Below are 22814 nucleotides of genomic sequence, written 5' to 3'. Positions count from 1 at the left end.
CCGGGGCCGCGACATCACGGACGTCGCGGCCCCGCCGTCATCGGCCTAGGCTCCGTGCGTCAGCTGAATGAAGGTTTCCATGACATCGGCCGTATCCGCCTCACGCCGCGCCCTGCTGGCCACCCTTCCGGCCCTCGCCATAGCCGGCTTTGCTCAGGCCGCGCCGGACAAGCGCATGACCGCCTACAAGACCCCCTGGTGCGGCTGCTGCGGCGGCTGGATCGCCCATATGCGCCAGGCCGGATGGACGGTCGAGGTCGTCGAACGCGAGGATCTGGCCCCGATCCGCGCCCGCTACGGCATTCCGGACCGCCTGGCGTCCTGCCATACCGCCGTCGTCGGCGCCTACGCCGTGGAGGGCCACGTCCCGGCCGGAGACATCGACCGCCTGCTCCGCGAACGTCCCACCGCCCGGGCGTTGAGCGCCCCAGGCATGCCGGCCGGTTCTCCGGGCATGGAGGCGGCCGGGCGCGAGCCCTATCAGACCGTTCTGATCCTCGCCGACGGATCGACCCGGGTGTGGGGTCGGCACAACGGCGGCTGACGCCGCCGGCGCGTGATCAGGCGATCGGCCGTTCGCGGCTCACGCCAGGCGCTGGGGTCGTCGATCCCGGCGGATTCAGCCAAGCCTGCACCGGGCGATCGAACCCGTAACGAAACACCGCCGCGCCGACGAACGCCGCCGCCAGACCGACCGCCCAGACGCCCCATCGCATCCCGACGGACCAATTCGCCTGACCGACAGCGTCGAACAGGCCGAACCAGACGATGCGGGTCACCTCATTGGTGAGGAACATCGCGAACGACATCAGGCCGAGATGTTCGATCAGGCGAGACGGGCGCACCACGGGCAAGGCGCCCGCCGCCCAGATGATGATCGTCATCAGCAACAGGGAGGCGAGGCCGAACGGGCCCACGGCCTGAACCAGCGTCAGCGCGGCGAAGGCCCCCAGTCCCAAAGCGCCCGCCACGGCCGGGCGGACATAGAGGCGCGCGCCGACCACCGCAGCGGCCACGCCGAGCAGGAAGAGCGGCAAGGCCCGCAGGAACCCGAAGCGCAGCGGCAGACGATAGACGGGGTCGCCGAGCCAGAAACGGCTCGCGAAGTCGGCGGCCAAAAGCAGGCCGACCGCCGCCAGCGTCGTCGCCCAGGGACGCGCCCACAGCGCCCGGCAGATCCACGGCAGGAGCAGATAGCAGCCGATCAGCGCCGATAACGTCCAGGTCGGTGCGTTCCAGCCGACGCCGCCGGGCACGCCGTAGGCCTGTACGAGCAGAGCCTGGGCGGGCAGCTGCGCCCAGTCGAACCATTGGGGATTGCTCGGCTGGACGCCGGCCAGCGCGGCGGCCGCGACCAGTGCCGCCAGACCGGCGATCACGACCAGATGGGCCGGAAACACGCGCAACAGCCGCTGGCGGGCATAGGCCCCGACGTCCATGCCGCCCGAGGCCAGACGCTCGCCGTAGATCCGGGCCAGCACATAGCCGGAGTCGATGATGAAGAAATTCGTCAGCAGGAACCCCCGGTCGAATACCGGATGAATCTGTCCGAGCGGCAGCGGGGCCGCCTCGCGGAAGTGATAGAGGATGATCAGCGCGCCGGCGGCGAACCGCAGCACGTCCAGCCAGCCGCCGCGCGCGATGCGCGCCGGTCGGCGTGTTGCGGACTCTGCCGAGGCCCGATCGCTCATTCCGCCCTCCCCGCGGCCTGGGGCCGCGCGTTCGAATGGGGATGATAGTGCACGTCCGGGCGGGCGCCGTAGAGGTAGAGCGTCCCGACGATGCACAGCAAGGCCAGGCCGGCGGCGATAATCAGCCCGCCGCGATCCCGGGGGCCCAGGACCAGACAGCCGATCGTCACGACGGCCAACAGCCCGCCGTAGCCGACGTAGAGCGGTATCCCGTAGGAGCCGGACAGGGAGAAGGCCATGCACAGGACAAGGAAGGCTGCGATCAGACTGGCCGCCAACGCGATCAACGCATCAACCGCCGGCCGTGACTTCGGATGTGGGCGCCGGCTCGACCGCCGACGCCCCTTGTAGCGCCCCTCGCGCCAACGGATGCTGCGGCTGCGGACCGTGAAGCGCTTGCCGGCCACGGCGTCAGGGCCGCTCGGGATCGGCCGGCGCATCCTCGTGCCGCGCCAGCATGATGCGCATGCGCACGATCTCGGCTTCCTGGGCGTCGATGATCTCCTGGGCCAGGCCGCGGACGTCCTCCGCCTCCCCTTGCTCGGCGGCGATCTTGGCCATAGCGATCGCGCCCTCGTGGTGGGCGATCATGCCGCGCAGGAAGTCGATGTCCGCGTCGCCGGTGTAGGTGATGTTCATCGCCTGGTGCATGCGGTCGGCGGCCTCGCGATAGGCCCGCGTCGAAGGCGCGTCCGAGGCCGCCTCGTCATGTCCGGCGTGGGCGTCCATCGCCCGCGCCTCGACCGGCGGCAAGGCCGGGGGTTCGGGTGCGCCGCGACGCGACAGCATGCCGAAGGCGAAGGCGGCGAGCGCGAGGAAGACCGCGATCACCGAGATCCATCCGAAGCGTTTCATGGCAGGTTCCTTGAGACTCGAGGCACGAGAGACGCGCGGATCAGCGGGACCGGCGCGAGGACCGGAGCGAACACCTCGCGCCAGTGCTGGACGGACCGACTCTCGGCGCCGGTCATGGCGACGGGCCGGGCGGGTTCGTCGTCGGGGGTCATGCGTGCAGACCTCTCGCGTCGCCACAGGGCTCGAGCTCGGTCTGAACGGTCGTGTGGTGCAGGTCGAAGCGCTCTTCCAGCATCTCGGCGACCGCCTGACGGACGGCGTCGGCGTCGACGCCCTCGACCAGGACGACGTGGACCGTGCAACTGGCCCGATCCGCGCCGGAGACCCAGACGTGGAGATCGTGCAGGCTGGCGACGCCCGGGGTGGCGAGAATGGCGGCGCGGACATCCGACAGGGCCACGCCGCGCGGGGCGCCCTCCAGCAGGATGTGGGTTGTGTCGCGCAGCAGGATCCAGGTCCGGGGCAGGACCCACAGGCCGATGGCGATCGCGACGATCGGGTCGACCCAGCGCCAGTCCGTCACGGTGATGACGACGGCGGCCACGAGGACGCCGAGCGATCCGAGCATGTCCGCCCAGACCTCGAGATAGGCGCCCTTGACGTTAAGGCTGCGATCCTTCCCGCTCGACAGGATGCGCATGGAGATCAGGTTGATGACCAGACCGGCGGCGGCGACGATCAGCATGCCGATCGAGCCGACGGGCTCGGGATCGACAATGCGTTTGATCCCCTCGTACAGAACGTAGCCGGCGACCACGAAGAGCAGCACGGCATTGAACGCCGCGGCCAGGATTTCGAAGCGGCGGTAGCCGAAAGTCCGCTTCTCGTCGGCTGGCCGCTGGCCGATCTTGATCGCCAGCAGGGCGATGGCGAGGGCCGCCGCATCGGTGAACATGTGGGCCGCGTCCGACAGCAGGGCGAGGCTGTTGAACACCAGGCCGCCGATGACCTCGACGATCAGGAAGGTCCCGGTCAGCGCAAGGGCGATACCGAGTTGCCGGGCGTTGGCTCCGGCGGTGTGATCGTGGGCGTGACCGCTGGAATGATCATGGCTGGTCATGAGGCGCGTTCCTGTTCGTGTTCGGAGGCCGTGTTCGCGTCCTTCAGAATCTCGACGCCGCCCTTGACCGCGATGGCGGCGACAAGGACGCCGACGACGAGGTCGGGCCAGGCTTGGTCGAGCCAGAGGACCAGGCCGCCTGCGACGAGGATGCCGCCGTTGGAGGCGAAGTCGTTGAAGCTGAAGGTCTCTGCCGCCTTCATGTTGACGTCGCCGCTATGCTGGCGACGGATGAGTTGCAGGCAGATCAGATTGACCACGGCGGCGGCGAGGGCGAGCGCCATCATGGTCGGTCCGATCGGCTCAGTCCCGGTGATCACGCGGCGGACGCCGTCGACGAGGACGCCGGCGGCGAACAGCAGGAGCATGACCCCGGACGCCCGCGCGGCGCCGCGCTTCCAGGTTCCGGCCCGACCGATGGCCAGGAAACTGATGAGATAGACCGCGGCGTCCGACGCGTTGTCGACCGCATTGGCCAGCAAGGCGCTGGAATCGGCGGTCACGCCGCCGATTCCGAGCGCCGCCGCCAGGCCGGCGTTGAGGCCGAGAACCGTCAGCAGCGTCCGGCGCTGCCGACGGTCATCCTGGGTGCGGGTCATCAGTCCTCGATCCCTTCGTCCTTGCGGTGACGCACCGCCTTGGCCGCGAAGGTCGGGAGGACCAGCAGGGTCAGGGCGGTAGCGGTGATCAGGCCGCCGATGACGACGGTCGCCAGCGGTTTCTGCACTTCGGCCCCCGCGCCGTGGGCGATGGCCATGGGGATAAAGCCGACGATGGCCACCATGGCGGTCGTCAGGACCGCCCGCAGGCGGCTGGACGCCCCTTCAATGGCCGCCTCCCGGGGCGGAAGTCCCGCCTGCAGCCGTTCTCGAATGGCCTGCATGAGGACCAGGCCGTTGAGCGTGGCCACGCCGGAAACGGCGATGAAGCCGACCGCCGCCGAGACGGAGAAGGGCATGCCGCGCAAGAGGAGCGCCAGAGCCCCGCCGACGAGAGCCAGAGGCACGCAGGCGAACACTAGACCCGCCTCGGCGAAGGAGCCGAGCGCCATGAACAGCAACACGCCGATCAGGACGAAGACGATCGGGATGACGAGACCGAGACGCTGTTCGGCGCGCTTCAGGTTCTCGAACTGACCGCCCCAGTCCAGGCGGACGCCCGGCGGGAGCTGGACCTGGTCCACCGACCTCTGGGCGTCGGTGACGAAGCCGCCCAGATCGCGACCCCGCACATTGGCCTGGACGACCATGCGGCGGCTGCCGTCGTTGCGGCTGATCTGGTTGGGCCCCTCTGCGCTCTGGATGCGCGCCACCGACGACAGGGGCACGGTCACGCCGGTCGAGGACACGATCGGCAAGGCCGCCAGCGCCGCCGGATCGTTCCGCGCACCGTCCGGAAGACGGACCACCACGTCGAACCGACGATCGCCCTCGAAGATGCGGCCCGCCTCGGCGCCGCCGATGGCGGCCGAGACCGCCTCGGAGACGTCCGCCGCCGACAGGCCGTAGTTGGCCGCGGCGAAACGATCCACGCTGATCGTCAGCGTCGGCAGGCCGGACGCCTGCTCCACCCTCACGTCCGCGGCGCCGTTGGTCTGACGCAGAGCGTTGGCGACCTGGTCGGCGACCCGCTGCATGGTGGCGAAGTCGTCGCCATAGACCATCACGGCGAGATCGGTCCGCACCCCCGAGATCAGCTCGTTGAAGCGGAGCTCGATCGGCTGGCTGAATTCGAAGTTGTTGCCGATCTGGCGCGACGCGACTTCCTCGAAGCGCTCGATCAGTTCTTCCTTCTCCAGCCCCGGGTTCGGCCAGTCCCTGCGGTCCTTGAGGACGATGACGCTGTCGGAGATGTTGGGCGGCATGGGGTCCACCGCCGCCTCGGCGGTGCCGGTCCGCGAGAACATGGTCTCCACTTCCGGCTGGGCCTTGATCGACCGCTCGATCGCCATCTGCATGGCCAGCGATTGTTCGAGCGACGCGGACGGGACGCGCAGCGCCTGCATGGCGATGTCGCCCTCGTCCAGGGTCGGGATGAACTCCCGGCCGAGGGTGGTAAAGGTGACGCCGCCGATGACCAGGGCGCCGAGGGCCGAGAGCAGCACGATCTTGGGGCGATCGACGGCCATCCGGATGGCGGGCGCGATCCCACGGCGCGCATGGCGCAGCAGGAAGGTCTCGTGCTCGTGAGCGTGGCCGTGCTCGTCGACCTTGATCGTCTTGGGGTCGCGGACCAGGAGCGCGGTCATGGCGGGCACGAAGGTGAAGGAGAAGATGAAGGCGCCGACCAGGGCCAGCATGACCGTCGCGCCCATCGGGATGAAGGTCTTGCCCTCGACTCCTTCCAGCATCAGCAGCGGCGTGAACACGAGCAGGATGATCAGCTGACCGAAGGCGGCCGGCTTGACCATCTGCCGCGCGGCCGCGGCGGCGACGCCGAGGCGTTCACGCCGGGTCAGCATCCGCCCGGCCTCCGCCCGCTTCTGGCTGAGCATCAGCAGGGTGTTCTCGACCACGACCACCGCGCCGTCGACGAGCAGACCGAAGTCCAGCGCGCCTAGGCTCATCAGGTTTCCGCTGATCCCGAAGCGATTCATGCCGATGACCGCGAACAGGAAGCTGATCGGGATCATCAGCGCCGTGATGCTCGCCGCCCGGATGTTGCCCAGCAGCAGGAACAGCACGACGATGACCAGGAGCGCGCCCTCGGTCAGATTGCGCGCCACCGTGCCGATGGTGGAATTGACCAGGGCGCTTCGATCGAGAACCGTCACCGCCTCAATGCCGGGCGGCAGGGTCTTCTGCACCTCCTCGAGCCGGTCGCCGGCCGCCTGGGCCACCGTCCGGCTGTTGCCGCCCGCGATCATCAGGGCGGTGCCCAGAACCGCTTCGTGCCCGTCGCGGCTCGCGCCGCCCAGACGCGGCGCCTGACCGATCTCCACCGTGGCGACATCGGCGACGCGGACGACCAGGCCATTCCGGTTGACGACCGGAGCCTGGGCCAGATCCTCCACCGTCGAGGCCAGGGCGTCGGTGCGAACCGTCAAGGCTTCGCCGGCGCGTTGCACATAGCCGGCGCCGGCCTGGGTGTTAGCCCGATCAAGGGCCTGGATCAGGTCGCCCATGCCGAGGCCGTAGGCCGACAGGCGGGCGGTGTCCGGACGGACCGCATACTCCTTCACATAGCCGCCGACGGTGTCGACGCCGGCCAGGCCGGGCGCCGTGCGCATCTGTGGAGCGATGATCCAGTCCTGCACGGTGCGCAGATAGGTGGCGCGCTGTTGCGGGGTGGTCAGGACGTCGCCCTCGGGCGTCAGATAGGCGCCCCCGGCCTGCCAGCCGGTCTGGCCGGGCTTGGCGAGATTGGCGCTATTGAACGGCTTGTAGTCGACCGTCCACATCAGCACCTCGCCCAGGCCCGTGGTGATGGGCGCCAAGGCGGGCTCGACGCCCTCGGGCATGGTCTCGCGGGCTTGCGCCAGTCGCTCAGCGACCTGCTGACGGGCGAAATAGATGTCCGTCTGGTCGGTGAAGATGACGGTCACCTGGCTAAAGCCGTTGCGGCTCAGCGACCGGGTCGAGGTCAGACCCGGAATGCCGGCCATGGCGGTCTCGATCGGATAGGTGACCTGTCGTTCGATCTGCTCGGGGGCCAGGGCGGGGGCGACGGTGGTCACCTGAACCTGGCGATTGGTGATGTCCGGCACGGCGTCGATCGGCAGCCGTGTCAGTTCGAGAAGCCCGTAGGCCGCGACGAGCGCCGTGGCCAGGACGATGAACCATCGGAATTTGACCGACAGCTCGATGATGAATTTGAACATGCGCGCGTCCCCCTAGTGGCCGTGCTCGGCCTCGCCCTTGGCGAGTTCGGCTTTGAGGAGGAAGGCGTTGGTTCCGGCGACCCGTTCGGACCCGTCGAGGCCACGCAGGATCTCCGTGCGTCCCCCGGCCTGACGGCCGACGAGCACGGGGCGCGCCTGGAAGCCGTTCGGGACCTGAACGAAGACGACGCTGGCGCCGTCCACGGTCTGGATGGCCTCCGTCGGGACCGTCAGCCCGCCGGCGGCCTCGCCGGTCACGATCACGCCGGTGACCGCGGAACCGGCGGGCGGCAGGGTCGCCCCCGTCGGCCGGGCCCGAATCACGGTGGCGCCGCTTTCGGCGCCGGCCCCGGCCGCGACGCCGGTGACGACGGCGTCGAAATCGCCCGCGGGGCTGGAGACCCGCAAGGTCGATCCCGCGCGGACAAGCGCCGCAAGGTGCGGCGGCGCATTGAACACGAGTTCGACGCGGCCCGGGTTTGTCACTTCGGCGATCACGCCGCCCTGCGGGACGAAGCCGCCCGGGCCGACCTGGACGCTGGTGACCACGCCGGTGATCGGGCTGTTCACGCTCAGCCGTCCGGCGGCGTTGGGCGATCCGGCCGCGTTCGACCGCGCGCGCGCCGCGCGGGCCGCCGCCTCGGCGCTCAGCAGCTGCGCTCGGGATGCCTCGACCTCTTGCCGGGCGACGACGCCCTGGTCGGCGAGGTTGCTGTTGCGCTGATAGGCCTGGCGCGCGGCCTCGGACTGGGCCGCGGCCGCGTCCGCGTCGGCGCGGAAGGTGGCCGCGTCGCCGCTCACGAGGCTGGCCAGGGGCTGGCTGATCCGAACGGACTGGCCGGGCGCCACCAGCACCCGTTCCACCCGTCCGCCGACGGAAGCGGCGACGGCGGCGCGGGCGTCGATCATCGGCTCCACGCGGCCGGAGAGCCGGGTTTCGGCGCCGCCGCCCCGGCCCACGCCGACGACGACGAGATTGGCGGCCTGGGCCTGGGTCGCGCTGAGGGCGATGAAGCCCTCCGGAGCCTCGGCCTCGCCTTCGGTGTGGCCGCCCTCCTCTCCGGCGTGACCAGCTTCGCCTTCAGCCGCCGCGCCTTCGGCGGCGGGCGGATCCGACCGTCCCATGGCGAGGTATAGACCCCCGGCCCCGAGGATGACGAGGGCGGCGACCCCGCCGATCAGCAAGGTCTTGTTGGAAGTGCGCGTGCGCATCATTGGGCTCCTTGGAAGGGGGCGCGGCCGTCCTGGCGCGCGAGATCGATTTCCGCGCGAACCCGGGCGAGGCGGGCGTCCACGGCGGCGGTTCTGGCGTTGACCAGGGCGGTGCGGGTCGCGCGAAGCTCGAGCTGCGAGATCCGACCCGCCTCGAAGCCGATCCGCGACAGGCGGTAGGCTTCTTCGGCGGAGCGCACGCCGGCGTCGGCGGCGTTGACGCGACTGACCGAGGCGCGAAGGCGGGCCTGTGCGGCGGCCCGATCCGCCTGGGCCTCCTGGCGGGCGGTCATCAGACGGGCGTCGGCCGCCCTGAAGTCCGCCTGGGCGGCTTCGATATTGCCGCGGTTCCGATCGAACAGCGGCAGGGGCAGGCTGAGGCCGAACGTCAGCGCGGTCGCGTCCTCCGCCTCATAGCGGCGAAGCCCGACGCTGGCGCTCACATCCGGCCGCGAGCGGGTGCGTTCGACCGCGATGCGGCTTTCGGCGGCCGAGCGCTCGGCCTCGGCCACGCGCACCGACGGCGTCTGGTCCGTCGGCGCGAGCGCGGCCGCCGGCGCCTGGTCCAGCAGGCTGGCCTCGATGGTCGTCACCGGCTCGATCAGCATGGCCACCGCCGTGAGCCGCGCGAAGGCGGCGTCGCGTTCGGCGATGGCTTCATCGAGACCGGCGCGCGCGGCGGCCGCTTCGCTCTCGCCCTGGATGCCGCGCAGAAGCGGCTCGCGCCCCTCCTCCACCAGCACCAGGGCGGCGCGGGCGTCGGCCAGGGTAAGGCTCAGATTCTCTTCCGCCAGCGTCGCTCGACGTTCGGCCGCCTCGGCGTCGGCGTAGACCAGCGCCAGCCGTCCGGCGGCGTCGACCACGGCGAGGTCCCGCCGCAGCGACGCGGTCCCCGCATCGGCGCGGGCCGCATTGATCCGGGCCGTACGCCGGCCCCAGAGCTCGAGATCCTGGGTGACCGACAGCGTGGTCTCGGCGTTGTCGTAACCCGAGAAGGGTCCGCTTCCGAACGCATTCTCGGCGTCCAGGGCCAGGGTCGGGTTGGGGCGGACGCGCGCCTGGCGAGCCCGCGCTTCCGCGGCGTCCACGAGCGCCCCGGCTTCCAGGGTCGCAGGGGTCTGATCCAGCCGGGCGAGGAGCTCGGCGAACGAAGGGGCGGGGTCAGCCCACGCGGGGCTGGCCAGCACAGCCGCGAAGGCGGCGAGCGCGCAGCCGACCGCGAAGCGCGGCGGCCGGCGATATGAGGGAGGCATGATTCATCTTCCAGAGGGAGTGACACGAGAGAGCCCGCGCGGACGCGCGGTCGTCGTGTCAGGCTCTGGGCGGTCGGATCAGGCCATCGGGGGCGATGGAGGCCCGCACTTCGCTGATGGGGAAGGCGTGCACGGGTCGCGAATAGACCTGCAGGGGAAGATCGTCCCCCGCCTCGGCCCGCGCGGAGGCGGTGTGATGGCAATGGCCGTGCGCGCAGATGCCGTGTTCGGCGGAGCCGGTGTGATCGCCCTGGCTCGGATCATGGTCGACCGAGGCGTGCGCCGCGGGCGGCTCCGGCATGCAGGTCGCGGCGTCGGCGACCGGCACGACGAAGAAGGCCGCGACCACCAAGGTCGCCGCCAACACCAGTCTCGCCCATGCCGTCATCGACCAGGTCATCGCGGGCTGCATACTTTTGTTCGTTTCGGGGAGCAATGCGTTACACAGTACAGAGCCCCGTCGGACCCGGCCCTGTTCACCTGACAGGGCTCGCAGGACGACTCTCTGCGACGACCCGTCACGGTCGCACGGCCCGGTAGAGGGAGATGGATCCGGTCGGGGTTGGAAACACCGTCGTCTCCTCGATCCCCGTGAACCCGACCTCGGCGAGCAATATCGGGATGACGCCTTCGGCGTTGGGCTGGGTGTCCGCGTAGCCGTCCAGTGTCTGGATAATGCGGAACAGCGCGCGCATCGCGGTTGTCCGTTGCAGGCCGTAGTCGGCGATGTGCAAACGACCGCCGGGCTTGAGGGCGCGCAGGCAGGCGGCCAGACCGGCGCGCTTTTCCGGCAGGGGCAGTTGGTGGAACACCAGACTGGAGACGATCTTGTCGGCGCCGGCGTCGCCGGTGATGCGGGCGACATCCCGCGCGAACCCCTCGACGAAATCGACCTCGGCCCCGAGCGACAGCGTCTTGGCGCGCGCGCGATCCAGAATGTCGCCGTCGGGATCGATCCCCAGCACCTCGCTTGCGGGCGCTCGCCTCTTGATCAGAGCGGCCAGGCTGCCTGTGCCGCAGCCGACGTCGATGATGCGTTCGCCGGCGCGGGGATCCAGCGCCTCCACCAGGGCGCGACGCCAGACCCGCTCCCGCGTCAGCAGGGCGATCGCGGGGTCGCAGACGTCGCTCAGCCAGCTGTGGCCCAGGGCCGGGGTGAAGGTGGTCGTCACCGCGCGGCCCTCAGTTCGGCCTGGGACTGGCGGATGATGGACCACGCCGACTGCAGGAAGACGACCGCCAGAACGGCGCCGGCGATCAGATCCGGCCAGCGCGAGGCCGTGAGCCAGACGAGCCCGCCGGCGGCGGCGACGACCAGGCTTTCGATCAGGTCGTTGCGGGTGCACAGCCAGACGGAGCGGACATTGGCGTCGCCGTCGCGATGGCGCACCAGCAGCAGGGCCGCGACGCCGTTGGCGACGAAGCCGAACAGGCCCAGGCCGGTGATGACCGTGCCCTCCGGCGGCGCGCCGGACACCGCGCGCCAGACGGCGAAGCCGAGGATGAACACCGCCAGCAGCGCCAGGCTCGCGCCCTTCAGGAGCGCCGCGCCCGAACGCACCTGCACCGACTTGCCGATGGCCCACAGGCTGATGGCGTAGGTCGCGCTGTCGGCCAGGAAGTCGAGGGCGTTGGCCCCGAGAGAGGCCGAGCCCTGCACAAGCGCGCCGCCCGCGACGGCGACGAAGGCGACGGCGTTGATGGCGATCACCGCCAGCAGGATGCGGCGATAGGCCGGCGAGGCGCCGTCGAACTTCACCGGCGCGCCGCAGCCGCAGCCCGAGGCGGCAGGGGCGTCCTGGATCAGGGGCTCGGTCATGGGGGCTCCGTGGTGTTCGGAAACCTCTATGCATCCTCTAGCCGCTAGAGGATCAAGCGACTATTTTGACCTATGGCCTCCACCGCCCCCTCCCCGTCCCTTCGCACCATCGGCAAGCTGGCCGCCGCCACCGGCGTGAAGGTTCCGACGATCCGCTTCTACGAACAGATCGGCCTGTTGCCGGAGCCGCCGCGCACTGCCAGCGATCGCCGCCTGTACGACGACACCGCCTCGCGGCGGCTCTCGTTCATCCGCCATGCGCGCCAGCTCGGCTTCGACATCGACTCGATCCGCTCCCTGCTCGATCTGTCGGACCATCCCGACCGCCCGTGCGGCGAGGCCAATGCGATTGCCGAACGGCATCTCGCCGATGTCGCCGAGAAGATCGCCCGGCTCCAGGCGCTCAGGACCGAACTCTCGCGCATGACGGCTGAATGCGCCGGCGGTCGGGTCTCCGCCTGCAAGGTCATCGAGGTGCTGCACGACCATGCCCTTTGCGGTCACGGGCATGACCCCGGCGGACGAGCTTCACTTTCGAGCGCGACACCCTGACGCACCGGTGATAATGCGAGCCGTTCACAGTTGGGCCCGCCATGCGTCATTTCCTTCGGTTGCTGTTCTTGACCCTGCTCCTGGGGACCTCGGCTCCCGTCCAGGCCCAGGCGCCCGCCGCTTCGGAGGCCCAGGTCGCCTGGCGACTGCTGGACTATGTCTCGGTCGATTACGCCGGCGCCGTCGCGAACGGCCAGATCGTGAACCCGGCCGAATACGGCGAGATGACGGAGTTCGCGGGCCAGATCCGCACCCGCATCGACGCCCTGCCCGCGACCACCGGCAAGGCCGCGCTCGTGCGCGACGCCGCCGTCCTGGAGACCAGCATCCGCGACAAGGCCGCGCCGGAGGCGGTCGCCGCCCAGGCCAAAGCCCTCGCCGCGGCGCTGCTCGCGGCCTATCCGAGCCCGCTGGCCCCGGCCTTCCCACCCGATCTCGCCCGGGGCCAGGCCCTCTATCAGGAGCAGTGCGCCGTCTGCCACGGCGTCACCGGACGAGCCGACGGCGAGGGCGCCCAGGGCCTGGATCCCGCGCCCATCGCCTTCGCTGACGTCGAGCGCGCCCGCCAGCGCAGCGTGTTCGGCCTCTATCAGGTGATCGACCAGGGCCTGGACGGCACCGCCATGGCCAGTTTCGCGCATCTGCCGGCGGAGGATCGCTGGGCCCTGGCCTTCTACGTCGGGCGGTTCGCCTTCACCGACGCCGAGGCCGCCGAAGGCCAACGTCTGTGGGAGAGCGATCCGGCGATCCGGGCCGCCTTCCCCACCGTGGCCTCCGTCACCCAGACCACGCCCGACGACCTGGCGTCGCGCATCGGCGAGACCAAGGCCCGCGCCGTCACCGCCTACCTCCGCCGGCATCCGGACGCCGCCTCTCCGGCCTCGGGCGGCGCGCTCACGCTCGCCCGCACACGCCTGGCGGAAAGCCTGACGGCCTACCGCGCGGGCGACCGCAAACAGGCCGCCGATCTGGCGCTCTCGGCCTATCTCGACGGCTTCGAGCCGGTGGAGCCGGCGCTCGGCGCCCGCGACGGCGCCCTGCTGCGCCGTGTCGAAACCGCTATGACCGGCCTGCGGGCCGCCATCGGGCGTGGCGCGCCGACCGAAGAGGTCGAGGCCCAGGTCGCCCGGCTCAACGCCCTGCTCGACACCGCCGAACGGGCCTTGGCGCCGCAGGAGGCGGACAACGTCGCCAGTTTCGCGGGCGCTTTCACCATCCTCCTGCGCGAAGGCTTGGAGGCTCTGCTGATCGTGGTCGCCATGATCGCCTTCCTGCGCAAGGCGGAGCGCCCCGAGGCGCTGCGCTATCTCCACGGCGGCTGGATCGCGGCCCTTCTCGCCGGCGGGGCTACCTGGGCGGCGGCGACCTTCCTGATCTCGATCAGCGGCGCGAGCCGGGAGCTGACGGAGGGCTTCGGCTCCCTGCTGGCCGGCGCGGTCCTGGTCTCGGTCGGCATCTGGATGCATGGCAAGTCCCATGCCGACGCCTGGCAGATCTATATTCGCGACAAGCTGTCCAGGGCACTGTCGGGGCGGTCGGCCTGGCTGCTGTTCCTGCTCGCCTTCGTGGTGGTCTACCGCGAGGTGTTCGAGACCATCCTGTTCTACGCCGCCATCTGGAGCCAGGGCGGCCACGTCGGCATGCTGGCCGGCGCCCTGACCGCCGTCGCCATTCTGGCGGTCGTTGCCTGGGCCCTGCTGACCTACAGCAAGCGCCTGCCGATCGGTCAGTTCTTCTCCCTCAGCTCGATCCTGATGGCCGTGCTTTCGGTCGTGCTGGTCGGCAAGGGCGTCGCCGCCTTGCAGGAGGCCGGCTGGATCGACGTCCACCCCGTCGCCTGGATACCGCGCGTCGAGATCCTCGGCCTCTATCCGACGTTGGAAGGTCTGGCGGTACAGGTCCTGACCGTCGTCGTGCTGGCGGTCGGCTTCCTCCGGTCCGGTGGCAAGCCGAAGACCGCCGCTGCGGCCTAGGGCTCTCCGACCCCAACCGTTCCGGAACCGTCCTGAAGGAGCGCTCGGGCTGACCTGGGAACGCAGCAGGGGTCTGGCCGCGCGATGGCGATCGCCGACAGGTCATCGGCTGGGTTGATCGGCGTGCTCGCCGCCTTGCGCTCGGAGTAGCGGTCGACCAGCCGGGCGGCGTGGGGCCGGGTCAGGATGGTGAAGCGGACCAGCTCCTCCATCACGTCGACGATGCGCTCATAGTAGGCGGAGGGCTTCATCCGCCCGGCGTCGTCGAACTCCTGGAAGGCCTTGGCCACGCTCGATTGATTGGGGATGGTGATCATCCGCATCCAGCGGCCGAGCAGCCGCAGGGTGTTGACGGCGTTGAAGCTCTGGGACCCACCGGAGACCTGCATGACGGCCAGGGTCCGGCCTTGGGTCGGGCGCACCCCGCCATGCTCAGGGGCAGATGATCGATCTGCAGCTTCATCAGGCCCGAGACCTGGCCGTGCCGCTCCGGGCTGCACCAGACCATGCCCTCGGACCACAGGGCGTGCTCGCGCAGGTCGCGCACCGCCGGATGATCGTCGTCCCCCGGCAAGCCCGGCAGAGGGAGGTCCGACGGGTCGAAGATGCGGGTTTCGCATCCCATCCACTGCAGCAGGCGGGCCGCCTCCTCGACGCAGAACCTCGAGTAGGACCGTTCGCGCAGCGATCCGTAGAGGAGCAGGATCCGGGGCCGATGATCGTGCGGCCCAAGACCGCGAGCCGGATCGGCCGACAGATAGGCCTTGTCCAGGGCCGGCAGGTGATCCGGATCGGGCAGCGCTCGCAGGCGGGCGAAGGTCATCAGAGGTCCTTGGTCAGATAGGCCGCCGACGCAGGGCAGAGCCCCGCGAACTCGCGGGTCCGCCGGATCGTCTCGGGCGCCGTCTGGCGGTTGGCCGCCCGGTAGCCGTGCCGGGTGAAGAAGGGTTCGGCCGTCGTGGTGAGCAGATGCAGGCGTGCGCCGCCCAGGTCGGCGGCGACGATCTCGGCGGCGGCCAGCACCCGACTTCCCAGGCCGCGCGCCTTCCGGTCGGCGAGCACCACCAGGGAGCGGAGCAGCAGGTCGCGCCCCTCCCCTTCCAGCCCGACGTAGCCCACGACGGCGCCATGGTGAGCGGCGCTGAAGTAGCGGCCGGCGTCAGGCGCGGGCAGGCCTTCGGCCCGCAGCGCGGCGATCAGGCCGGCTTCAGTCGCCTCGATCAGATACAGGACCACCATCACCCGGCGTCCGCCGGCGGGACGGTGTCCTGGAACCACCGCCGGCCCATCCAGAGAGCGACCGACACCAGCAGGATCAGCACCGGCACCTCCACCAGCGGGCCGATGACGGCGGCGAAGGCGACCGGCGAGGCCAGGCCGAACGCCGCGATGGCGACCGCGATCGCCAGCTCGAAATTGTTGGAGGCCGCCGTGAAGGCCAGGGCCGTGGTGCGCGGGTAGTCGGCCTCGATCAGCTTGCCCATCAGGAAGCTGACGACGAACATGACGAGGAAGTAGATCGTCAGCGGAATGGCGATGCGCAGGGCGTCGAGCGGCAGGGCCACGACCTCTCCGCCCTTGAGGCTGAACATGGCCACGATGGTGAAGAGCAGCGCGATCAGGGTGATCGGCCCGATGCGCGGCAGGAAGCGGCGCTCGTACCAGTCGGCGCCCTTGCGGGCGATCAGGCTGCGGCGGGTCAGGAAACCCGCCAGAAATGGAACGCCGAGATAGACCAGCACGGCTCCGGCGATGGTCCAGACGCTGACGTCCACCACGCTGCCCCGCAGGCCGAACACCGGCGGCAGGACGGTAAGAAAGAACCAGGCGTAGAGGCTGAAGAACAGGATCTGGAAGATCGAGTTGAAGGCCACGAGACCGGCCACATACTGGTTGTCGCCCCGCGCCAGCTGGTTCCAGACCAGCACCATGGCGATGCAGCGCGCTAGGCCGATCAGGATCACGCCGGTCATGTACTCCGGCTGATCGCGCAGGAAGATCACCGCCAGCGCGAACATCAGCACCGGCCCGAGAACCCAGTTCTGGATCAGGGACAGGGCCAGGACCCGCTTGTCGGCGAACACGCGCGGCAGGGCCTCGTAGCGGACCTTGGCCAGCGGCGGGTACATCATCAGGATCAGGCCGATCGCGATCGGGATGTTGGTGGTCCCGACCGAGAGGCTGTCGATCCAGGCGGGCAGGCCCGGCACGACGGTTCCGAGCAGGACGCCCAGCGCCATGGCGGCGAAGATCCACAGCGTCAGCCAGCGGTCGAGGAATGAGAGACGGCGCGGCGAAGCGGCGGGCGCGTCGATCATCGCGCCACCCGCCGGCCGTCGGCGTCGATGACGACCTCTCCGTCTTCCTTGGTGAAGGGCTTCAGGTTCTCGGTCGGCAGCAGGTCCAGCACGGCCTCCGACGGGCGACACAGGCCCACGCCCAGGGGGCTGACGACGATCGGTCGGTTGAGCAGGATCGGATGGGCCTCGATCGCATCGAGCAGTTGCTCGTCCGTCAGGCCTGGGGCGTCGAGACCCAGTTCGGCGAAGGGCGTGCCCTTTTCCCGCAGCAGGTCGCGCAGCGGGGCGCCGGTCCGCTCCGCCAGCCAGGCGACCATGGCGCGCGACGGCGGGCTTTTCAGATATTCGATGACGTGGGGCTCGATCCCGAGGTGACGGATCAGCTCAAGCGCATTGCGAGACGTCCCGCAGGTCGGGTTGTGGTAGATGATAATGTCCACGGCGGCCTCAGGAGCAACACGGCGCGAGTTCGGCCAACAACGGCTCGCACAGGTCCGCTCTGCCCCCACAGCAATCCTTGAGCAGGAACAGGACCAGGTCACCAAGCCTGTCCAGGTCGGCCCGATAGATGATCGACCGGCTGCGACGCTCCGACTTGATCAGCCCGGCCCGCGTCAGGACGCCCAGATGGGACGACAGCGTGTTGGCCGGGATGGCCAGATGGTTGGAGATGTCACCGGCCGCCAGACCGTCGGGCTCGTGGCGGACCAAAAGGCGAAACGCCTCCAGTCGCGTTGATTGCGCCAAGGCCGCAAGAGCGAGAATCGAGGCTTCGGTTTCCATATTTCTGAATTATTAGAAATATGGAAATATTCAAGCCGCTCATCCTCACATAGGCCGCAAATCTACGGTGGAGAGGGTACGGCTAGGCCTGTCGCAACCTTTCGAGTTCGATTCCCCGCATCAAAGCGGAGATATCGATGGCCCAGCGCAACCCACCCCTGCCCCGCACGATCAAGAAGCCTGAATTGCACCAGATGGTGCCGCTCGCCGACAGCACCATCTGGGAGATGGAGCGCCGGGGCGAGTTTCCGAAGCGGTTCCTCCTGACGCCCCGCTGCGTGGTCTGGGACCTGGCCGAGGTCGAGGCCTGGCTCGAGCGCCGCCGCAACCAGCCGATCCGCCGCGCGGCGCCGCCCGACGTCCGCCGACGCATCAGCCGACCGGTCAGAACTTCGGATCGAAGCGAGGTCCCTCTCCCTCCGGCACACTGAGTACCGGCGTGAACGTCCGCCCGGCCTCCCAAGCCTCGACCGCGTCTGACCACTGCTGCGCCATGTGCCGTCGCTGCATCTCGAACTCCGCCTTATTGTAGACGCCGCGCGACGACCGCTCCTCGTGAGCCAGGCCCTTCTCGATCCAGTCCGAGTTGAACCCCATCTCATGCAACAGGGTCGAGGCCGTCCGTCGCAGGTCGTGCACGGTGAACGGCTCCAACGGCAATCCCCGCTTCTTCGCCAGCTCGGCGATGGCGGAGGTCACACGATTGAAGGTCGCCCGCGACATCGGCGCGTCCGCGTCGTAGCGGGAGGGCAGGATGTATTTGGAGTTTCCGGCGCAGGTCTTCAGGGCGATCAGGATGTCGAGCATCTGGGTCGACAGATAGACGTTGTGGGGCCGAGAGCGCTTCATCCGCGCGGCCGGGATCGACCAGACGGCGTTCTCGAAATCCACCTCCGGCCAGACGCCGTCCTGCAGTTCGCTCTTTCGCACCATGCTGAGCAGGATGAACTTCAGCCCGAGCCGGATGGTCGGCAGGGTCGCCACCTCTCCGAGAAGCCCCAGCATGATGCGGATCTCGCTCGGTGACAGGCTGCGGTCACGCGGCCGGAAGGTCGCGATCGACGCCGGCCCGACGCCGTCCGCCGGATTATCGATCTTCTCGCCGTGCAGGATCGCCCAAGCGTAGATCTGCTTGACGATGTCGCGCACATGGATCGCCGTCGCCGGCGCGCCGCGGTCCACGATGGTCTTGCAGTGCGCCCGGATGTCATCGGGAGTGATCTCGCTGAGCAGGCGGTTTCGCCACTGCGGCAGCACCTCGCGATTGAAGATCGACCGGCGCATGTTCCGGGTGCTGTCCGCCATCGGGGCGGTGTCCATCCAGCGCTGGGCGACATGCTCGAAGCTGCGCGCCTCTTTCAGACGACGCTTGGCGCGCTGCTTCTCCAAGGCGGGCGACACGCCGTCCGCTATGGTCCGCTTGATCTCGAACAGGCGTTCCCGCGCCTGCGACAGGCTTAGACCGCCCCGCCCATAGCGCCCCAGGGTGAGCGTCTCCCGCCGACCGTTGAAGCGGTAGTCGTAGCGGAACGAGATCGCGCCGCCTGGCGACACATAGGCGTAGAGGCCATCCCTGTCGGTACTCTTGTAAGCCTTTGATTTGGGCTTCAAATTCCTCAGAGCGGCATCGGTAAGCACGGTAAAATCTCCTCGCACCGGACAGGCCCGGAAATCGGCGGTTCGAGGTCGATATTTTCTCGCCTTTTCAGCGTCTTGCGTGAAAAGAATACCGTCATCGGCTCGCCGTGGCCCAGACGGTATGAGCCGGAATCCACGGGAGCAACGGAGCGCGATACCGTCAGACAGGTCGGCATCACGAAAAAAAGACCCTCCGAAAGGCTCCGAAGGGTCTCGACAGAATTCACTTTTGCGTCAGTAACTTATGTCGCACATCGGAAGCGTTCTCGAAAGCTCTCGAAAGGCCCGAATTATTCCCACTCGATCGTCCCCGGCGGCTTGGACGTCACGTCGTAGACCACGCGGTTCACGCCCCGGACCTCGTTGATGATGCGGGTCGCCGTCTTGGCCAGGACGTCCCAGGGGAACTGGTAGAAGTCAGCGGTCATGCCGTCGGTGGAGGAGACGGCTCGGAGGGCCAGCACCTTTTCATAGGTTCGCGCGTCGCCCATGACGCCGACGGTCTTGACCGGCAGCAGGACGGCGAAGGCCTGCCAGATCTGGTCGTACAGACCCGCCTTGCGGATCTCCTCCAGATAGATGGCGTCGGCCTGTTGCAGGGTCTCGACCGCCTCGGGCGTGATCTCGCCGGGGATGCGGATGGCCAGGCCCGGTCCCGGGAAGGGGTGGCGGCCGACGAAGGCGTCGCTCAGGCCCAGTTCGCGACCGAGCGCCCGGACCTCGTCCTTGAACAATTCGCGCAAGGGCTCCACGAGCTTGAGCTTCATATAGTCGGGCAGGCCGCCGACATTGTGGTGGCTCTTGATGACGTGGGCCTTGCCGCTGGACGAGGAGACGCTCTCGATCACGTCGGGATAGAGGGTGCCCTGGGCCAGGAATTCGGCGCCCTCGATCTTGGCGGACTCGCGGTCGAACACCTCGATGAACAGGCGGCCGATGGTCTTGCGCTTGGTCTCGGGGTCGGAGATCCCGGCCAGCTCGCCGAGGAATTCCTTGGACGCGTCCACATGGATCAGCGGGATGTTGTAGTGCTCGCGGAACAGGGTGGTGACCTGTTTCGCCTCGTCCTTGCGCAGCAGGCCGGTGTCGACAAAGACGCAGGTCAGCTGGTCGCCGATGGCCTCGTGGATCAGCACGGCCGCGACGGAACTGTCGACGCCGCCGGACAGGCCGCAGATCACCTTGGCGTCGCCGACCTGTTCGCGGATCTGGGCGATCTTCTCGTCGCGATAGGCGGCCATGGTCCAGTCGCCCTTCAGCCCCGCAATGCCGTGGGTGAAGTTCTTCAGCATCTGGTGGCCGCGCGGGGTGTGCATCACTTCCGGGTGGAACTGGACGCCGTAGAAGCGCCGCGTCTCGTCGGCGATCACCGCATAGGGGGAGCCCTCGGACGAGGCCACCACGTCGAAGCCCTCGGGGATGGCGACGATCTTGTCGCCGTGGCTCATCCAGACTTCCTCATCCTCGCCCACCGGCGCCAGGCCGGCCAGCAGGGGAGAATCCTTCTGAACCGTGATGGCGGCGCGGCCGAACTCGCGCGTATGGCCGCCCTCGACCTTGCCGCCCAGCTGTTCGCACAGGGTCATTTCGCCGTAGCAGATGCCCAGGACCGGCACCCCGGCCTCGAACACGGCCTGGGGCGCGCGGGGGCTGCCCTCTTCGTGGACGCTCTCGGGCCCGCCCGAAAGGATGACGGCGGCAGGCTTCATCGCCGCCAAGGCCTGTTCCGCCTTCTGGAACGGGTGAATCTCGCAATAGACGCTGGCCTCGCGCAGGCGGCGGGCGATCAGCTGGGTCACCTGGCTGCCGAAATCGACGATGAGGACTGATCGGTGGTCGTGCGGCGTGGTCATGGCGTGATCGAATCCGGGGCGGGAGGTTGCGCGGGGTCTTGGCCGTGTAAGGCCGGAATTTCAAGCGCGGCGAGGCCGTCGGCCTCCAGGACGGCGATCAGACGGTCCAGGGCGGCGGCCAGGTTCTCGTCCACATGGCAAAGGGTGGAGGTCCAGTCCTCCAACGCCTTCAGCTCGCTCCGACCGTCCGACACGCCGCGCAGGGCGATCAGGGGCAGGCCGAAGGTCTGGGCCGCCCGGACCAGGGCCCAGGTCTCCATATCCACCATCTCGGCGTCGATGGCGTCATAGGCGGCGCCGGAGACGACGTTCGCGCCGGTCGACAGGGTGGCGGTCGGCAGGCCCGGGATGGGGCAAGGCAGGGGCAGGACCGCAGGCTGGTCCAGCAGAGGCGTCACCCCCTTGGGAAAGCCGAGAGGGCTGGCGTCCATGTCGCGATAGGCGACCGAAGAAGCTTGGTAGACGCAGGCGTGCTCCAGCACCCGCGAGCCGCACGACCCCAGGGACACGATCAGGTCGGGCGGATCGCCCGCCGCCTCCAGCCGGGCCAAGGCGGCGGTCAGGGCCACGGCGGCCTCCACCGGGCCGACGCCGGTCATCAGGGGCTGTATGCGGGCGCGCAGACAGTCGCCGTATTCGGCGGGCGCAGCCATGACATAGAGGACCGAAACCCCGCCGTGCCGCGTCGGCCCCGCCCCCATCAAACGGCCCGCTGATAGACGGCGGCGAAGAAGCCGTCAGTATCCGCCGAGGCCGGCGACAGCCGCAGACGCGCGCCCGACGCCCATTCCGCGATCCTGACCCGCGCGGCCTCGGTCAGTTGCGGCGCGGCCAGCAGATCGGCGACGGGAACCGGTTTGAACTCGGGATGGGCGGTCTCGAAGGCGTCGGCGCTGGCCTCGTTCTCACGCGCCAGCATGGAACAGGTGACATAGACCAGACGGCCGCCCGGCTTCACCAACCTGGTCGCCTGGCCCAGAATGCGAACCTGAAGGGCGTGCAGCTTTTCGACCTCGTCCGCCGTCAGACGCCAGGCGTCCTCGGGCCGACGCCGCCAGGTGCCCGAGCCCGAACAGGGGGCGTCGACGAAGACCAGATCGGCCTGTCCGTTCAACGCTTCCAGCCCCCCGCCGTTCTGACCGATCAAGATCAGGTCCGCCTCGACGCCGGCGCGTTGGAGGCGGGGGCGGATGTTCTCCAGCCGCTTGTTGACCACGTCGGAGGCCGTCAGCCTCCCCTGCCCCTTCATGGCCTGGGCCAGACCCAGGGTCTTGCCGCCGCCGCCGGCGCAATAGTCGACCACCGTCGCGCCGGGTTGCGCCCCGGCCAGCCAGCAGACGACCTGACTGCCCTCGTCCTGGATCTCGAACTTGCCGGCCTTGAAGCCGTCCAGGGCCTGGATGTTGGGCGGCGGTTCCGACGGCACGCGCAGGCCGACGGCCGACCAGGGCGTGCGCGAAACGTCCAGCCCGGCGGCCTTCAGTTCGGCCTCGACCTCATCGACCGTGACGGCCGCGTCATTGACCCGCAGGTCGATCGGCGCGCGCGGCGCCATCAGGGCGTGGGCCTCCTCGGCCCAACCGTCGCCAAAGGTCGCTTTGAAATCCTCAACCACGAAGTCGGGCAGGCCGGCGGCGACCCAGCCGGGAAGCTCCCCCTCCCCCGCGGTGATCCGGCTGCGCTCCTGTTTCGACAGGGGGCGCGGGCCGTAGCCGTCGCCCGCGTGCAGGGCCTCGATCTCTTCCAGCGACAGGCCGTCGATGGCGTGCAGAGACCCGATCACCAGGGCCCGGCCGTCCTCGCGCCCGCCCATGATCCACGACAGGCGGCCGCGCGCCCGCAGCACCTTGTAGACCCGGTCGGCGATGGCGCGCCGGTCCTTGGACCCGGCGTAGCGGTTGGCGGTCCCCCAGGCTTTCAGGACGGTTTCCGCCGGCTGGCGGCCCTGGGCGATGGAGTCCAGGACGGCGGCGGCGGCGGCGAGACGGGCGGCTGGGGTCAATGC

23 protein-coding genes and 1 pseudogene are annotated in these 22814 nt (G+C 69.3%); 4 read left to right on the top strand and 20 right to left on the bottom strand.

What is annotated here, in order from left to right:
- Positions 1–79 precede the first annotated feature (79 nt).
- Positions 80–544 (top strand): DUF411 domain-containing protein, encoded by a 465-nt coding sequence (locus JL11_RS08335; protein ID WP_054766878.1) that lies wholly within the window; start codon positions 80–82, stop codon positions 542–544.
- A gap of 16 nt (positions 545–560) precedes the next feature.
- Here the strand turns inward: JL11_RS08335 and JL11_RS08330 are convergent, their stop codons facing one another.
- The 11 genes from JL11_RS08330 to JL11_RS17940 form a co-directional block, all read right to left on the bottom strand.
- Entirely contained in the window at positions 561–1619 is a 1059-nt protein-coding gene (locus JL11_RS08330) for an acyltransferase family protein (RefSeq protein WP_231681450.1), read from the bottom strand.
- A gap of 68 nt (positions 1620–1687) precedes the next feature.
- The gene (locus JL11_RS08325; protein WP_054765263.1) at positions 1688–2131 is read right to left on the bottom strand and encodes a hypothetical protein; all 444 of its coding nucleotides are present in this window, start codon (positions 2129–2131) and stop codon (positions 1688–1690) included.
- The gene (copM, locus tag JL11_RS08320; RefSeq protein WP_054765262.1) at positions 2103–2546 is read right to left on the bottom strand and encodes a CopM family metallochaperone; all 444 of its coding nucleotides are present in this window, start codon (positions 2544–2546) and stop codon (positions 2103–2105) included. Before copM ends, JL11_RS08325 begins: the two co-directional genes overlap by 29 nt.
- Positions 2547–2694: 148 nt before the next feature.
- Positions 2695–3606, bottom strand: coding sequence for a cation diffusion facilitator family transporter (locus JL11_RS08315; protein WP_054765261.1), 912 nt, complete (start codon positions 3604–3606; stop codon positions 2695–2697).
- A complete protein-coding gene (locus JL11_RS08310) occupies positions 3603–4205 on the bottom strand; it encodes a cation transporter (RefSeq protein WP_054765260.1) in 603 nt (200 codons plus the stop codon). Before JL11_RS08310 ends, JL11_RS08315 begins: the two co-directional genes overlap by 4 nt.
- On the bottom strand, positions 4205–7426 hold the full coding sequence (locus JL11_RS08305) for an efflux RND transporter permease subunit (RefSeq protein WP_054765259.1): 3222 nt from the start codon (positions 7424–7426) through the stop codon (positions 4205–4207). The genes JL11_RS08310 and JL11_RS08305 overlap by 1 nt, the downstream gene beginning before the upstream one ends.
- Before the next feature lie 12 nt (positions 7427–7438).
- Entirely contained in the window at positions 7439–8638 is a 1200-nt protein-coding gene (locus JL11_RS08300; protein ID WP_054765258.1) for an efflux RND transporter periplasmic adaptor subunit, read from the bottom strand.
- A complete protein-coding gene (locus JL11_RS08295; protein WP_054765257.1) occupies positions 8638–9891 on the bottom strand; it encodes a TolC family protein in 1254 nt (417 codons plus the stop codon). Before JL11_RS08295 ends, JL11_RS08300 begins: the two co-directional genes overlap by 1 nt.
- 58 nt (positions 9892–9949) lie before the next feature.
- Positions 9950–10303: a hypothetical protein gene (locus JL11_RS08290; RefSeq protein ID WP_191555421.1), complete on the bottom strand. Its 354-nt coding sequence runs from the start codon at positions 10301–10303 to the stop codon at positions 9950–9952.
- 106 nt (positions 10304–10409) lie between these two features.
- Positions 10410–11063 (bottom strand): class I SAM-dependent methyltransferase, encoded by a 654-nt coding sequence (locus JL11_RS17945; protein ID WP_054765256.1) that lies wholly within the window; start codon positions 11061–11063, stop codon positions 10410–10412.
- Entirely contained in the window at positions 11060–11710 is a 651-nt protein-coding gene (locus JL11_RS17940; RefSeq protein WP_054765255.1) for a cation transporter, read from the bottom strand. The genes JL11_RS17945 and JL11_RS17940 overlap by 4 nt, the downstream gene beginning before the upstream one ends.
- Before the next feature lie 72 nt (positions 11711–11782).
- Here JL11_RS17940 and JL11_RS08275 point away from each other — a divergent pair, with 72 nt between their 5' ends.
- Positions 11783–12262 carry a MerR family transcriptional regulator gene (locus tag JL11_RS08275; protein ID WP_054765254.1) on the top strand — a complete coding sequence of 160 codons (480 nt, stop codon included), beginning with the start codon at positions 11783–11785 and terminating at the stop codon, positions 12260–12262.
- A gap of 68 nt (positions 12263–12330) precedes the next feature.
- Positions 12331–14235 (top strand): cytochrome c/FTR1 family iron permease, encoded by a 1905-nt coding sequence (locus tag JL11_RS08270; RefSeq protein ID WP_231681448.1) that lies wholly within the window; start codon positions 12331–12333, stop codon positions 14233–14235.
- A 128-nt stretch (positions 14236–14363) separates the two neighbouring features.
- On the opposite strand, the pseudogene arsH reads toward JL11_RS08270, so the two are convergent.
- The 5 genes and pseudogenes from arsH to JL11_RS08245 all read right to left on the bottom strand — a co-directional run.
- Positions 14364–15058, bottom strand: a pseudogene (gene arsH / locus JL11_RS08265) (arsenical resistance protein ArsH); the annotation flags it as partial.
- The gene (arsN2, locus tag JL11_RS08260) at positions 15058–15474 is read right to left on the bottom strand and encodes an arsenic resistance N-acetyltransferase ArsN2 (RefSeq protein ID WP_054765252.1); all 417 of its coding nucleotides are present in this window, start codon (positions 15472–15474) and stop codon (positions 15058–15060) included. The gene arsN2 and the pseudogene arsH, both read right to left, overlap by 1 nt.
- Positions 15474–16553: an ACR3 family arsenite efflux transporter gene (arsB, locus tag JL11_RS08255; protein WP_054765251.1), complete on the bottom strand. Its 1080-nt coding sequence runs from the start codon at positions 16551–16553 to the stop codon at positions 15474–15476. The genes arsN2 and arsB overlap by 1 nt, the downstream gene beginning before the upstream one ends.
- Positions 16550–16975: an arsenate reductase (glutaredoxin) gene (arsC, locus tag JL11_RS08250; protein WP_054765250.1), complete on the bottom strand. Its 426-nt coding sequence runs from the start codon at positions 16973–16975 to the stop codon at positions 16550–16552. Before arsC ends, arsB begins: the two co-directional genes overlap by 4 nt.
- 7 nt (positions 16976–16982) lie before the next feature.
- Positions 16983–17318 (bottom strand): ArsR/SmtB family transcription factor, encoded by a 336-nt coding sequence (locus JL11_RS08245; protein ID WP_054765249.1) that lies wholly within the window; start codon positions 17316–17318, stop codon positions 16983–16985.
- 137 nt (positions 17319–17455) lie between these two features.
- Here JL11_RS08245 and JL11_RS17180 point away from each other — a divergent pair, with 137 nt between their 5' ends.
- Positions 17456–17749 (top strand): helix-turn-helix transcriptional regulator, encoded by a 294-nt coding sequence (locus JL11_RS17180; RefSeq protein ID WP_082382641.1) that lies wholly within the window; start codon positions 17456–17458, stop codon positions 17747–17749.
- On the opposite strand, the gene JL11_RS08235 is transcribed toward JL11_RS17180, so the two are convergent.
- From JL11_RS08235 to JL11_RS08220, 4 genes are all read right to left on the bottom strand, one after another.
- Positions 17703–18956, bottom strand: a complete 1254-nt coding sequence (locus tag JL11_RS08235; RefSeq protein ID WP_054765247.1) for a tyrosine-type recombinase/integrase — start codon at positions 18954–18956, stop codon at positions 17703–17705. The two genes, JL11_RS17180 and JL11_RS08235, sit on opposite strands and share 47 nt — an antisense overlap.
- A 290-nt stretch (positions 18957–19246) precedes the next feature.
- Complete coding sequence (guaA, locus tag JL11_RS08230; RefSeq protein ID WP_054765246.1) at positions 19247–20809, bottom strand: glutamine-hydrolyzing GMP synthase; 1563 nt, start codon at positions 20807–20809, stop codon at positions 19247–19249.
- A complete protein-coding gene (locus JL11_RS08225; RefSeq protein WP_054765245.1) occupies positions 20806–21510 on the bottom strand; it encodes a 5'-methylthioadenosine/S-adenosylhomocysteine nucleosidase in 705 nt (234 codons plus the stop codon). The genes guaA and JL11_RS08225 overlap by 4 nt, the downstream gene beginning before the upstream one ends.
- The gene (locus tag JL11_RS08220) at positions 21510–22811 is read right to left on the bottom strand and encodes an RsmB/NOP family class I SAM-dependent RNA methyltransferase (RefSeq protein ID WP_054765244.1); all 1302 of its coding nucleotides are present in this window, start codon (positions 22809–22811) and stop codon (positions 21510–21512) included. The genes JL11_RS08225 and JL11_RS08220 overlap by 1 nt, the downstream gene beginning before the upstream one ends.
- Between the last annotated feature and the right edge of the window lie 3 nt (positions 22812–22814).

The sequence above is a fragment of the Brevundimonas sp. DS20 genome (assembly GCF_001310255.1).
Lineage (GTDB): Bacteria > Pseudomonadota > Alphaproteobacteria > Caulobacterales > Caulobacteraceae > Brevundimonas > Brevundimonas aurantiaca.
Note: the sequence above shows the minus strand (reverse complement) of the source record. Positions and strands in the feature narration are given on the sequence as shown.

Coding starts and splice junctions, on each gene's coding strand:
- JL11_RS08335 (WP_054766878.1), top strand. CDS start 80: ATGACATCGGCCGTATCCGCCTCACGCCGCGCCCTGCTGGCCACCCTT.
- JL11_RS08325 (WP_054765263.1), bottom strand. CDS start 2,131: ATGCGCCGGCCGATCCCGAGCGGCCCTGACGCCGTGGCCGGCAAGCGC.
- copM (WP_054765262.1), bottom strand. CDS start 2,546: ATGAAACGCTTCGGATGGATCTCGGTGATCGCGGTCTTCCTCGCGCTC.
- JL11_RS08315 (WP_054765261.1), bottom strand. CDS start 3,606: ATGACCAGCCATGATCATTCCAGCGGTCACGCCCACGATCACACCGCC.
- JL11_RS08310 (WP_054765260.1), bottom strand. CDS start 4,205: ATGACCCGCACCCAGGATGACCGTCGGCAGCGCCGGACGCTGCTGACG.
- JL11_RS08305 (WP_054765259.1), bottom strand. CDS start 7,426: ATGTTCAAATTCATCATCGAGCTGTCGGTCAAATTCCGATGGTTCATC.
- JL11_RS08300 (WP_054765258.1), bottom strand. CDS start 8,638: ATGCGCACGCGCACTTCCAACAAGACCTTGCTGATCGGCGGGGTCGCC.
- JL11_RS08295 (WP_054765257.1), bottom strand. CDS start 9,891: ATGCCTCCCTCATATCGCCGGCCGCCGCGCTTCGCGGTCGGCTGCGCG.
- JL11_RS08290 (WP_191555421.1), bottom strand. CDS start 10,303: ATGCAGCCCGCGATGACCTGGTCGATGACGGCATGGGCGAGACTGGTG.
- JL11_RS17940 (WP_054765255.1), bottom strand. CDS start 11,710: ATGACCGAGCCCCTGATCCAGGACGCCCCTGCCGCCTCGGGCTGCGGC.
- JL11_RS08275 (WP_054765254.1), top strand. CDS start 11,783: ATGGCCTCCACCGCCCCCTCCCCGTCCCTTCGCACCATCGGCAAGCTG.
- arsN2 (WP_054765252.1), bottom strand. CDS start 15,474: ATGGTGGTCCTGTATCTGATCGAGGCGACTGAAGCCGGCCTGATCGCC.
- arsB (WP_054765251.1), bottom strand. CDS start 16,553: ATGATCGACGCGCCCGCCGCTTCGCCGCGCCGTCTCTCATTCCTCGAC.
- JL11_RS08245 (WP_054765249.1), bottom strand. CDS start 17,318: ATGGAAACCGAAGCCTCGATTCTCGCTCTTGCGGCCTTGGCGCAATCA.
- JL11_RS17180 (WP_082382641.1), top strand. CDS start 17,456: ATGGCCCAGCGCAACCCACCCCTGCCCCGCACGATCAAGAAGCCTGAA.
- guaA (WP_054765246.1), bottom strand. CDS start 20,809: ATGACCACGCCGCACGACCACCGATCAGTCCTCATCGTCGATTTCGGC.
- JL11_RS08225 (WP_054765245.1), bottom strand. CDS start 21,510: ATGGGGGCGGGGCCGACGCGGCACGGCGGGGTTTCGGTCCTCTATGTC.